Annotated in this window: 12 protein-coding genes; all 12 read left to right on the top strand. The window is 30.4% G+C overall.

What is annotated here, in order from left to right; all coding sequences use genetic code 11:
• The first annotated feature begins 134 nt into the window (after positions 1–134).
• The 12 genes from FVE72_RS07470 to FVE72_RS07420 all read left to right on the top strand — a co-directional run bounded on the left by FVE72_RS07470 (position 135) and on the right by FVE72_RS07420 (position 12,134).
• Positions 135–1,097 (top strand): histidine-type phosphatase, encoded by a 963-nt coding sequence (locus FVE72_RS07470; protein ID WP_332069767.1) that lies wholly within the window; start codon positions 135–137, stop codon positions 1,095–1,097.
• Positions 1,098–1,129: 32 nt separating this feature from the next.
• Positions 1,130–1,663 (top strand): histidine-type phosphatase, encoded by a 534-nt coding sequence (locus tag FVE72_RS07465; protein WP_051411767.1) that lies wholly within the window; start codon positions 1,130–1,132, stop codon positions 1,661–1,663.
• 263 nt (positions 1,664–1,926) lie between these two features.
• Positions 1,927–3,111: an SIS domain-containing protein gene (locus FVE72_RS07460; RefSeq protein ID WP_026737851.1), complete on the top strand. Its 1,185-nt coding sequence runs from the start codon at positions 1,927–1,929 to the stop codon at positions 3,109–3,111.
• Positions 3,112–3,141: 30 nt separating this feature from the next.
• The gene (gene agaF / locus FVE72_RS07455; RefSeq protein WP_006807884.1) at positions 3,142–3,579 is read left to right on the top strand and encodes a PTS galactosamine/N-acetylgalactosamine transporter subunit IIA; all 438 of its coding nucleotides are present in this window, start codon (positions 3,142–3,144) and stop codon (positions 3,577–3,579) included.
• A gap of 78 nt (positions 3,580–3,657) precedes the next feature.
• Complete coding sequence (locus FVE72_RS07450) at positions 3,658–4,509, top strand: tagatose bisphosphate family class II aldolase (RefSeq protein ID WP_006807881.1); 852 nt, start codon at positions 3,658–3,660, stop codon at positions 4,507–4,509.
• A gap of 85 nt (positions 4,510–4,594) precedes the next feature.
• Entirely contained in the window at positions 4,595–6,070 is a 1,476-nt protein-coding gene (locus FVE72_RS07445) for a sodium:solute symporter family protein (protein ID WP_026737850.1), read from the top strand.
• A 1-nt stretch (position 6,071) separates the two neighbouring features.
• Positions 6,072–6,212 carry a hypothetical protein gene (locus FVE72_RS11285; RefSeq protein ID WP_006807891.1) on the top strand — a complete coding sequence of 47 codons (141 nt, stop codon included), beginning with the start codon at positions 6,072–6,074 and terminating at the stop codon, positions 6,210–6,212.
• Positions 6,199–7,677 (top strand): sulfatase-like hydrolase/transferase, encoded by a 1,479-nt coding sequence (locus FVE72_RS07440; RefSeq protein WP_026737849.1) that lies wholly within the window; start codon positions 6,199–6,201, stop codon positions 7,675–7,677. The genes FVE72_RS11285 and FVE72_RS07440 overlap by 14 nt, the downstream gene beginning before the upstream one ends.
• A gap of 73 nt (positions 7,678–7,750) precedes the next feature.
• Positions 7,751–8,896 (top strand): anaerobic sulfatase maturase, encoded by a 1,146-nt coding sequence (locus FVE72_RS07435; protein ID WP_036056143.1) that lies wholly within the window; start codon positions 7,751–7,753, stop codon positions 8,894–8,896.
• A 276-nt stretch (positions 8,897–9,172) separates the two neighbouring features.
• The gene (locus tag FVE72_RS07430) at positions 9,173–10,252 is read left to right on the top strand and encodes a succinate dehydrogenase/fumarate reductase iron-sulfur subunit (protein WP_006807259.1); all 1,080 of its coding nucleotides are present in this window, start codon (positions 9,173–9,175) and stop codon (positions 10,250–10,252) included.
• 45 nt (positions 10,253–10,297) lie between these two features.
• Complete coding sequence (locus FVE72_RS07425; RefSeq protein WP_026737848.1) at positions 10,298–11,212, top strand: ABC transporter permease; 915 nt, start codon at positions 10,298–10,300, stop codon at positions 11,210–11,212.
• A gap of 43 nt (positions 11,213–11,255) precedes the next feature.
• Positions 11,256–12,134 (top strand): carbohydrate ABC transporter permease, encoded by an 879-nt coding sequence (locus tag FVE72_RS07420; protein ID WP_026737847.1) that lies wholly within the window; start codon positions 11,256–11,258, stop codon positions 12,132–12,134.
• Positions 12,135–12,161: the final 27 nt, after the last annotated feature.

Raw genomic sequence — 12,161 nt, 5'->3', positions numbered from 1 at the left:
GAACAAAATCAATTTTTATTTAAAATAAATTGTGAACGTTCACAATTTTAAAAGAAACAAAAAATATAAAAATATCTATGCTTAGAAAGGAATAAAATGAAAGAAAATATAACAGAAAATTTTGAAATGAAAAAATACTGATACTTAGTAGACATGGTTTGAGAAGCCCGCTTTTGAGTATGAGTGATATAGTAAAAAAGAAAATTTATAAACTGGAAGAACATGAAAATAATACAGGAAAATTGACAGCTAAAGGTGCTGTGTTGGAGCTTTATTTCGGACAATATATAAAAGAATATTTGACAGAAAATAAATTTATAAACGGAAAAAATATAGATAAAATAGGAAAAAAAATATATGCAAATGCTTATCAAAGAACGGTTGCTGCTGCTCAGGCATTAAGCTTGGGAATGTTTCCCGGTTTGAATGTAGTTCCTCATGTTGAAGTAGAGTACGGGAAAATGGATCCGGTTTTTCAGCATAATATTGTGAGTAATCACGACAGATTTAGAGAGATATTTAAAAAATCTGAAAAGGCTTTGAAAAAAATGGATGAAATGATAACAAAAAATTATGAATTACTGAAAGATTTGATAGATTATGAAGAAGGGAGTGATGAAGGAGAACGTTATTACGGAAGAGTAACTTTAAATTCCGAGTATTTTAATCCTGCAGGACTGTTTAACTTATATGTGGAATTGGCAGGAAATCTGATGTTACAGTATTACGAGGGGATAGAAATTGAAAAATTATTAGACGGGAGAGTGAGAACGTTTGAAGAATTAAAGGGAATTTTCGATTTAAGAGAAGAATACATGAAAATTAAACATGAAAATGAAGAAGCCGCACAACATATGATGCTTCCTTTGTTAAAATATATACATAAATACTTTTTTGGCAACAATACGGAAATTTCCCTCATGGTCGGACATGACTGTAATATATTTGCACTATTGTCGGCAATGGGAGTGAAAGAATACAGATTGAATAATCAGTTTGAGTATTCTCCTGTCGGCGGAAAAATGTTTTTGGAATTGTGGGAAGACAGAACCGATAAAAAGAAAAAAATAAATATGCCGAACTGGAAGGCAGGGTAAAAAAAGGAACTCAAATAGTTGATACACTATTATTGCAGTTATATGAAGGAGAAAAACCGAAAAATATTGTAAACGGAAATATAGATACGGAAGAAAAATGGAAAAGATTGAATGAAATAAAAGACACGTATATTCAGACTTTATTCGGAAACAAAATTATTGGTCCGTACATCTCGAAAGAATTGATTAAATTTATGTACAAAGATATTTTCAATTCGGAACATAAAATAACAGTAATAGTAGGTCATGATTCTAATATTGCTGCATTGTTTTCGGCTTTGAATATCAAAAAATATACATTGGAAAAACAGTATGAAATGTTCCCTGTAAGGGGAAAAATATTTTTTCAAATATGGAAAGACAGGGAATCGAAAAAAAAGAAGGTAAAAATCGAGTATATATATCAATCAACAGAACAGCTCAAAAATGGGGAACAGTTAGGTTTGAAAAATCCGCCGATGAGAAAAGTACTGGAAATGGAAGAATGTCCTGTTGATAAAAACGGTTTCTGTTCATACGAAAAGTTTGAAGAAGTATTGAAAAATGCAAGAAATAAAAAATATTGAAATATTATACAGTACTGATTTATGTGATTTTTCTCTATAAAATATATTAAGCAGAAGGGATTAAAAGTGTTTTTACTTTTATAACTTCTGCTTTTAAATTTGGTATTGATTTTACTGGATTTATGTGTATAGAGAATAAAAAACAAAAAAAATTTCAAAAAGGTATTGACAAAATGAAAAATCGTATTATAATTATATTGAAAAAATTGGTATATACCAATTCTAAAAATAATAATAATAAACGATTAGAAAGAGGATAATTTATGAGTTTACTTTTAGGGATAGACGAAAATTTGTTAAAAGAAAAAAAATCGTATATTACAGCAAAAGAAATTTTACAACAACCTGAATTATGGAAAGAAACATTGGAAATATTTAAAAATTCCGGAAAACAGTTGAAAGAATTTCTGAAAAAAATAGATTTCAATGAAACTTTTGATGTTATATTTACAGGAGCGGGAACTTCCGAATATGTAGGAAATATCTTGGAGCCGTTATTGAGAAAAGAATCAAAAGTAGAGTTTAAATCTTTTGCAACAACCGATATTTTAAATAATCCGATGAATTATTTCAAAAAAGATAAAAAAACACTACTTGTGTCTTTTGCAAGATCGGGAGATTCGCCTGAGAGCATGGCAGTTGTAGATATTGCAAATGATAATATTGATAATATCTATCATTTATTTATCACTTGTAATAAAGAAGGAGCATTGGCTAAAAGTTCCGTAAATAACGAGAAAACCTTTTTACTTCTAATGCCTGAAAAATCCAATGATAAAGGTTTTGCAATGATAAACAGTTTCAGCTGTATGCTTTTGACAGGAATTTTAGTATTCGGTAAAAATAGTAAAAATGTAATAGAAGACATGGAAAAGATTATCGTTCTTGCAGAGAGCGAATTAAAAGAAAAGTATGAAAAAATAAAAAAATTGGCTGATTATGACAATAAAAGAATAGTCATACTTGGAAGCGGAATATTAAAAGGTTTGGCTCAGGAACTGTCTTTAAAAGTTATGGAACTGAGTGCAGGAAAAATAGTTTCCGTAAACAACACAACTTTAGGATTCAGACACGGTCCTAAAGCTATAATAGATAAAGAAACAATAGTATTTGATTTGGTAAATCAGGATGATTATGCAAGAAAATATGACGAAGGTCTTTTGGAGGAAATGTTCGGTGATGAAACAGCTGATAAAATAATAGCTTATGATATCAAAGAAAATGAAAAAATATCTGAAAATACCGATGAAACAGTTATTCCTGAAAGTAAAAAGATACAGGAAATTAAAGACAAAGAATTATGCAGTTTGTTTATATATTTAATATATGGACAAATGTATGCATTCTTTAAATCTCAGTATTTAGGAAATACGACAGATAATCCGTTTCCTACGGGAGAGGTAAACAGAGTAGTTAAAAAATTTGAAGTACATAAATTTAATAAATAAAAAATAATAATTTAGGATAGAGGTGAAAAAATGATAGGAATTATTTTGACAGGGCATGGCAAAATAGCTGAAGGAATAGAAAGCTCAATAAAATTAGTATTTGGGAAACCTGAAAAGTTTTATTCAATTAATTTTACTGAAGATATAACACCTGAATTATTGGAAAAGGAAATTGAAGAAAAAATAGACGAGTTGAACGGAGAAGAGGGAGTATTGATATTTACTGATATTGCAGGAGGAACTCCCTTCAAAACTGCTTCCGTTTTAAGTCTGAAAAAGGAAAAAGTAAAAGTAATCAGCGGTATGAATTTACCTATGGTTTTAGAAACTGTTTGTGAAAGGGAAGGTTATGACAGTATCAACGAACTGTATTTGAATGCGGTGGAAACAGGTAAAAGTCAAATAACAGGATTTGAATTAAAAGATACTAAGTCAAAAAATGAAGGAGAATTTGAAGAAGGAATTTAATAAAAAAAATAAAATAGTGAGGAGGAATCAGGAAATTAGAATGTATGTAATTAAACATTCTTATCCTGTATATTAGACATGATAGTAAGTACAAGAGAAATGCTATTAAAAGCACAAAAAGAAAAATTTGCAGTACCTGCATTTAATTTTCATAATTTGGAAACAATACAGACAATAGTAGAAGGTGCAGCAGAAATGAGATCGCCTGTTATATTGGCAGGGACACCGGGAACATTTGATTATGGAGGAAGAGACTATTTACAGGCAATAATAGAAGTTGCTTCAAATAAATACAGCATTCCTGTAGCGATTCATCTGGATCATCATGAAACATTTGAAAGTATAAAAAAATCAGTAGATTTAGGAACAAAATCTGTGATGATAGATGCATCGCATCATCCTTTTGAAGAAAATATAAAACTGGTAAAAGAAGTAGTGGAATATGCACACAGATATGATGCGACAGTAGAAGCTGAATTGGGAAGACTGGGAGGACAGGAAGACGATCTTGTAGTAGATGAAAAAGATTCGTTTTATACAAATCCCGATGCGGCAGTAGAATATGCAGAAAGAACAAATATAGATTCATTGGCAGTAGCAATAGGAACAGCACACGGACTATATAAAAGTGAGCCTAAACTTGATTTTGACAGATTGGCGGAAATAAGAGAGAAAGTGTCGATACCGTTAGTATTGCATGGAGCGTCAGGAGTAAGTCATGATGATGTGAGAAGATGTATAAGTTTGGGAATAACAAAAGTAAATATAGCAACAGAGTTAAAGATACCGTTTTCAAATGAATTGAGAAAATATTTGATAGAGCATCCTGAAGCAAATGACCCGAGAAAATATATGGCGAAAGCAAAAGAAGAAATGAAAAAAGTAGTAATAGAGAAAATAAAAATGTGTATGAGTGACGGGAAATATTAATAAAATCATAAAAATTACAGAATAATAATACAGCATTTGAAATATTCACATTTATAAAAATATAATATAAAAGAAGGTGAAGAGAGTGTTGAATTTTAACTGGTTTTTAGACGGAAGTATAGTAGGAGTGTATATATTATTAAGCCTTATTGTAGGATTAATAATTAAAAAATATGTTAAAAATGTTGATGATTTCTTGGTTGCAGGAAGGAGCGTAGATCTTTATGTAGGAATGGCTTCCCTTGCGGCAACTGAATTTGGGATTATAACCTGTATGGCTGCGAGCCAATTGGGATATAAATACGGATTTTCAGGAGCAACAGTAGGACTACTTATGTCTATTATAATGTTTACTGTAGGAAAAACCGGCTTTTGCATAGAACCTCTGAGAAGAGCAGGAGTAGTAACTATTCCTGAGTTTTTTGAAAAAAAGTTCGGGAGAAAAATAAGATGGGCTTCAGGAGTAGTTATAGTTTTAGGAGGATTACTGAATATGGGAGTTTTCCTAAGAACAGGTGGAGAATTTTTAGTATATGTTGCAGGATTAAATCCCAAATATTTGGAAATTACGATGACAATACTTTTGTTAATAGTTGCGGTTTATACTATATTCGGAGGAATGTTGTCGGTTTTGGTCACTGATTATATGCAGTTTTTGTTAATGAGTATAGGACTTGTTTTGACGACTTTTACAATATTCTATAAATTAGGATGGAATAAATTATTTGATACAGTTATAGAAAAGTACGGAGAAGGAGGATTAAATCCTTTTGTTCATCCTCAGTTAGGTTGGCAGTATGTGCTATATACAGCATTAGTATTAAGTGCTACGGTTTTAACATGGCAGACAATGATATCAAGGGTTTTATCGGCAAAAGACGAAAAAGTAGCTAAAAAAATATATACAAGAACAAGTATGTTTTATATTGTGAGATCATTAATTCCTGTATTATGGGGAGTGGCTGCTCTCAGCTTAATCAGCTTGGATTCTGTAGGAGGTGCTCCTATAAAAGCTATGCCTAAAATGCTTTCAACTTTACTTCCAAGCGGAATAATCGGTATTTTGGTGGCAGCTATGCTTGCAGCCGATATGTCGACAGATTCTTCGTATTTATTGGGATGGGCAAGTGTAATATATAATGATATACTTGTAATATTTCATAAAAATTCATGGGAAGAGAAAAAAGCGATTTTTGTAAATAGATTATTGGTAGCTTTGATTGGTATATTCTTATTATTATATGGTTTATGGTATCCGCTAAAATCGGATTTGTGGGTATATATGACTCTTACAGCAACAATTTATTCAGTAAGTGTATCAACTTTATTAATAGCAGCATGTTATTGGAAAAAAGCTAACGATTGGGGAGCGTATGCATCAATAATTGTAGGAGCAATAATTCCGGTAAGTTTTTTAATAGCTCAACAGGTAGATCCATTAAAACCTATAGCAAAAGCAATAGGACCGTATTATTCAGGAATATCGGCATTTGTATTTGCATGGATTGCTATGATAGCAGGGTCTTACATGAAAAATATATTTGTAAAGGATGTGAGATAATATGAGTATATTAATCTTATTTTGGAAATTTTTAATAGTTTTCGGCTTGATCTGGTATGTGGCAACTATAGTTATAGTGGGAATAAAAGGTTTCAGAAATATAAAAGATATGCTGGAGGCTGTCAGTCATGAAAAAAAGTAATGTTTTATTAATAGTTGCTGATGATTTGGGTGCATGGGCTTTGGGTTGTTACGGTAATAAAGATGCTATAACTCCGAATATTGATAAATTGGCAAAAGAAGGAAAAATATTTGAAAACTTTTTTTGTGTGTCACCTGTCTGTTCTCCTGCAAGAGCTTCGATTTTTACGGGAAGAATACCCTCACAACACGGAATACATGACTGGCTTGACGAATGGGAAAATGGAACTACGACTGAAGATTATTTGAAAGGGCAGTCTACTTTTGTAGATATTTTATCAAAAAATGATTATATATGCTGTATGAGTGGAAAATGGCATATGGGACTTGCAGAAACTCCTCAAAAAGGATTCGGATATTGGTATTCTCATCAGAAAGGCGGAGGACCGTATTATAAAGCTCCTATGTATAAGAACGGTAATTTGATCCATGAAGAAGAATATATAACTGATAAAATAACCGATTATGCAATAGAATTTTTAGACAAAATTTACGAGAATGAAAAACCTTTCTTTTTAAGCCTTAATTATACAGCTCCTCATTCTCCTTGGGACAGAAAAAATCATCAGGAAGAAATTTTGAAATTATATGAAAACTGTAAATTTGAATCATGTCCGAGAGATCCGTATCATCCTTGGAAAATTGCAGAAACTTTTGAAGGAAATGAAGAAGAAAGAAGAGAAATTTTAAGAGGATATTTTGCAGCACTGACTTCAATGGATTTTAATATAGGAAGAGTGTTGGATGAGTTGGAAAAGAAAAATATTCTTGAAGATACACTGGTAATATTTACAAGTGATAATGGAATGAATATGGGACATCACGGAATTTTTGGTAAAGGTAACGGAACCAGTCCTTTAAATATGTATGATACATCAGTTAAAGTACCTTTTATTATTTATAAAAAAGGTGAAACTGATGCCGATAAAGTAGGGAATGTATTAAGTCATTATGATGTGAGAGCTACATTGCTGGAATATTTGAAACTTGAGGATATTAAAGATGAAACGGTTAATTATCCCGGAAAAAGTTTTGCAGAAATATTGAATAATGAGCAGAAAATTGATGATGAAAATGTTGTTATTTATGATGAATACGGTCCTACAAGAATGATAAGAAATAAAAAATATAAATATGTTCACAGATATCCTGACGGACCATATGAATTTTATGATCTTGAAAAAGATCCTGAAGAGCGGACAAATGAAATTCATAATAAAATATATTATAATATTATAGATGAAATGAGAAAAGAGCTTGAAATATGGTTTTTAAATCATGTAAATAAAGAGATTGACGGAGCTGTGTTGCCTATTTACGGTGCAGGACAGAAAAAACTTGCGGGTAAATGGGGGAATTACGCAAGAGACAGTTTCGGAAGATACCATTCTAGATTCATTTTTTCAAGTGATGAAGAGCTTAAAGAAAAAAAAGAAGAAATTGAAATTGAAAATAAAATACAATAATTATTCCGATAAAAGTTACTTTTATTCATTTCATTAAACATAAATTACGAATACAAAATAAGTGGTGAAATATATGAGGGCATTAAACTTACTGATAAAACCTTATTCGAGCGGATGTAATTTGAGATGTAAATATTGTTTTTATTATGACGTGGCAGATAACAGAATTATAAAAAATTACGGACCTATGAAGTTTGATGTGCTGGAAAAGCTTGTAAAAGAAGCTTTTGCATATGCAGATACGATTGTTAATTTTATGTTTCAGGGGGGGGAGCCTACACTTGTAGGAATAGAATATTACAGGAAATTCCATGAGTATGTTGAAATATATAATAAAAATAATATTCGTACGGCATTTTTTATGCAAACTAACGGAACTTTGCTGAATAGAGAATGGATAGAGCTGTATAAAAAATATGATTATCTCATAGGAATATCTATAGACGGATATAAAGAAATACATGATGTTTTCAGATTAAGTGCAAAGAACAAAGGAACTTTCGAGCAAGTTATTAAAGGAGCAGAATTACTGAAGAATAATAATATTGAATTTAATGTTTTATGCGTCATAAACAAACTTGTAGCTAAGAATGGAAAAAAAGTTTATAATTTTTTTAAAGAAAAAAATTTCAGATATATGCAGTTTATTCCATGTATTGATAATTTTAATAAAAAAAATGAAGAAAACTATACATTGACAGCAAAAGATTACGGAATATTTTTAAATGATACTTTTTCTTTATGGTACGAAGATTTTATAAAGGGTAACTTTATAAGTATAAGATATTTTGATAATTTAATAAGAATACTTCTGGGAGAACCGCCCGAAGCCTGTGATATGATGGGGTTTTGCAGTGTAAACGGAGTTGTTGAATCAAACGGAGATATATACCCCTGTGATTTTTATGTGTTGGATGAATACAAAATAGGAAATATAGTAAATGATAAATTTGAAAATATACTTTTCAGTGAAAATGCAGTAAAATTTTATACATCTTCTTTAAAAATGAGTGAAAAGTGTAAAAAATGCAAGTATCTTAAAATTTGCAGAAGCGGCTGCAGAAGATATAAAAACTTTGACGGTACTGAAAATCTATACGAAAATAAGTTTTGTGATGCATATATGAATTTTTTCGGAAAGAATTTAGAAAAATTGATTGAAGTTGCAAAAATAACAAGAAAAATAAGATATGAAAATGTTAAGAATCTTCAAAAATGAAATAATTTATAATCTATCTTGAATAAGTTAAATCTTATTTGAGATAGTTTTTTTATGTAAAATAATTTTTATAATGATATGAGAAAAAAATCAATAAAATAGCAGATAGAAAAATGAATATCTTTTATTTTTTGTAATAAAAAACACTTGGAAATAAAGGGGAAAAAGCAGAAATAGAAAAATGTATATATAAAATTACAGATTTACAAATTGATTTGTCGGGATATACTTGTATTGGATATTGGAAATTAAAAAATTATATAGGAGGAATATTGAATGAAAAAGATTATAGGATTAACAGCTTTAATGACTGTAATTTCAGGTGTGGTGTACGGAAATCAGGATGTACTTAAAAATATCAGAGTAACTACTGAGTATAGACAGGCATGGACAGATAAAGACGGAAATGAAGCAAATAATATAGGAAATGCAGGCTTTAAATCCAATAATAAAACTTTTGCAAGATGGAGAAATATTGTTTCAGGAGAATTGAAATTATCCGATGAGTGGGGAATCGATTCTAAATTTAATATTATACATGATAATGACAGTACTTTCCAAAAAGGAAAAAGAAACAATATAAAAAAAGAATCGTGGGAAAATAATTTGGAATTCAGCAAAAAAATCAATATAGGAAATTTGGAAACAACGACAACTTTAGGATGGTTACATAAATCTTCTATGAAATATAAAAAGAATGAATCGAAAAAAACAGCAGGGATTTCCAATGAAATATATTTCGGGCCTACATTCGGAATGAAACTTTTCGGACAAAATATTACTACTACTTTAGAGGCAGTATACTTTAAAAGTAACGGAGAAAAAAACGGAGAATATTATTTAAGCGGTTCAGGATTTGAAGGAGGAAAGACTGACGGTTGGGGATTAAATGCAAGATTCAGAACAAACGGAAATATTTATCAGGGAAAAGTAGGAAAAGTAAATTACTGGATAGATTTAAAAAATAAATTCAGAGATCCCCACGGTAAAATTGCCGCTACAGGAAAAGAAGCAAAATCAAGTGTTAAATTAGTATATGTAGCAGGAATAAAATATACTACTCCGACATTTGCAGGATTTACAGGAAGTATTTCTGCAGATAATGAATGGGAAAAACATACTGCTAAAACAGGATATAAAAATACAATTTCTGTATGGACAGAGTTGGGATATTCAAAAAGCTTTGAAACAGGAGTAGGAAAAGTATCAATAAGTCCTTTTGTAAAATACAGAGTTTTACAAAGAGCAACACTGAAAGATAAAAATAATAGAGGATTAAAAAATTACGGATATAAAAGAACAACAGAAACTAATGAAGTAAGAGCAGGACTGAATATAGGTTTGACAGTAAAATAATAATTGAGTTTAAAAAAATGATAAAAAATTTTCAGGAGGAAAAAAATGAGGGCAAAACTCAAAAAAACAAAATTTAATAAAGAACAGCTTTCGTTGTATTTGTTATTGTTGCCTTTTATTTTATGGTATGCAGTATTTGTGTATAAACCGATGTACGGTTTGATAATAGCTTTTAAAGATTATAGCTTATTTAAGGGGATTTCCGGAAGTGACTGGGTAGGCTTTAAAAATTTTACTGAATTTTTAACGAGTCCGTATTTTTATGTGACTTTAAAAAATACACTTATGATAAATCTCTACAGTTTATTTCTTGAATTTCCTTTCGCAATTATGCTGGCATTGATGTTAAATGAAGTTAAAAATAAACTGTTTAAATCTTTTGTTCAGACAGCTTCATTTATACCTTATTTTATAGCAATAGTTGTTGCAGCGGGAATTGCAATAAATATATTATCGCCAAGTACAGGAGTAATTAATCTTTTGCTGGAAAAATTGGGAATGGGAAAGATATACTTTTTATCCAAACCTGAATATTTCAGAGGAATTTTTACAGGCTTGAACATATGGAAAAATACAGGATTTAATGCAGTTATATATTTGGCAGCACTTACGACAATTGATGAACAGTTATATGAAGCTGCTAAAATCGACGGTGCGGATAAATTTAAACAATTAAGATATATAACAATTCCCGGTATAATACCTACTATTGTAATTATGCTTGTTTTAAAAGTAGGAAGTATGCTAAATGTAGCATTTGAAACTGTATTACTTCTTTATCAACCGGCAACTTACTCTACATCAGATGTTATAAGCACATATGTATACAGAACAGGAATGTTGCAACAGGATTTCGGACTTGCAACAGCAGTAGGATTATTTAATGCTTTAGTAGGATTTATACTTGTATACAGTGCAAATAAATGGAGTAAAAAAGTATCAAGTTCAAGTTTATGGTAGATTTTCGGAAATTATATTAAACTTAATAAAGGAGAAGAACGAAATGAAAATAAAAACGGGAATTGATGAAAAAATATTTTATACGATAAATTATATTCTGTTAGCCGTTTTTGCTTTGATGTTTTTGTATCCAATAGTGTATGTATTTTCAGCTTCGGTGAGCAAACCGTACTTTATAGAGACAGGAGCTGTTACATTACTACCTAAAGGATTTAATTTTGAAGCATTTAAAAGTGCAGCAGCAATTCCAGGCATATGGAGAGCATATGCAAATTCAATATTTATAACTGTTGTGGGAACTACAATAAGTATGATGTTTACAATAAGCGGAGCATATGTTTTATCTAAACCCGAGCTGAAATTCAGAAAAATTATAGTTATACTGGTAGTCGTAACAATGTGGTTCGACCCGGGAATGATACCTAAATATTTGAATTTCAGAGATTTAGGATTGATAAACAGTTATACAGGAATAATACTGGGATTTGCAATAAATACTTTTAATGTAATAATATTAAAAACTTTTTTTGAAGCTGTGCCGAAATCATTGGAAGAATCAGCAAGAATCGACGGTGCATCACATTTTAAAATAATGACTCATATATATTTGCCGTTGTCTACATCAGCTATAACAACAGTTTCGTTATTTTATGCGATATCCCGTTGGAACGGATATTTCTGGTCAATGGTGCTGTTAACCGATGATGCAAAAGCACCGTTACAAGTATTTTTGAAAAAGTTAATAGTTGAAAAAAATATGGCAGGAGAAGCGACTCAGTTAATAACGCCTGAAAGTCTGACTTCCCCACAAACAATAATATATGCGGTAATTGTACTATCTCTTATACCGATATTGTTAATTTATCCTTTTATACAGAAATTCTTTAAAAAAGGTGTAGCAATAGGGGCAGTAAAAGGATAAAAAAGTAAATGTAAAAAAATAATATAA

It is taken from the genome of Pseudoleptotrichia goodfellowii, from assembly GCF_007990505.1.
Taxonomy (GTDB): domain Bacteria; phylum Fusobacteriota; class Fusobacteriia; order Fusobacteriales; family Leptotrichiaceae; genus Pseudoleptotrichia; species Pseudoleptotrichia goodfellowii.
This window is presented reverse-complemented; position numbering and strand designations above follow the sequence as displayed.

Excerpts from the sequence above, each read along its gene's own strand:
- FVE72_RS07450 (WP_006807881.1), top strand. The coding sequence starts at position 3,658 with ATGATAGTAAGTACAAGAGAAATGCTATTAAAAGCACAAAAAGAAAAA.
- FVE72_RS07425 (WP_026737848.1), top strand. The coding sequence starts at position 10,298 with ATGAGGGCAAAACTCAAAAAAACAAAATTTAATAAAGAACAGCTTTCG.
- FVE72_RS07440 (WP_026737849.1), top strand. The coding sequence starts at position 6,199 with ATGAAAAAAAGTAATGTTTTATTAATAGTTGCTGATGATTTGGGTGCA.
- FVE72_RS07460 (WP_026737851.1), top strand. The coding sequence starts at position 1,927 with ATGAGTTTACTTTTAGGGATAGACGAAAATTTGTTAAAAGAAAAAAAA.
- FVE72_RS07435 (WP_036056143.1), top strand. The coding sequence starts at position 7,751 with ATGAGGGCATTAAACTTACTGATAAAACCTTATTCGAGCGGATGTAAT.
- FVE72_RS07420 (WP_026737847.1), top strand. The coding sequence starts at position 11,256 with ATGAAAATAAAAACGGGAATTGATGAAAAAATATTTTATACGATAAAT.
- FVE72_RS11285 (WP_006807891.1), top strand. The coding sequence starts at position 6,072 with ATGAGTATATTAATCTTATTTTGGAAATTTTTAATAGTTTTCGGCTTG.
- agaF (WP_006807884.1), top strand. The coding sequence starts at position 3,142 with ATGATAGGAATTATTTTGACAGGGCATGGCAAAATAGCTGAAGGAATA.
- FVE72_RS07430 (WP_006807259.1), top strand. The coding sequence starts at position 9,173 with ATGAAAAAGATTATAGGATTAACAGCTTTAATGACTGTAATTTCAGGT.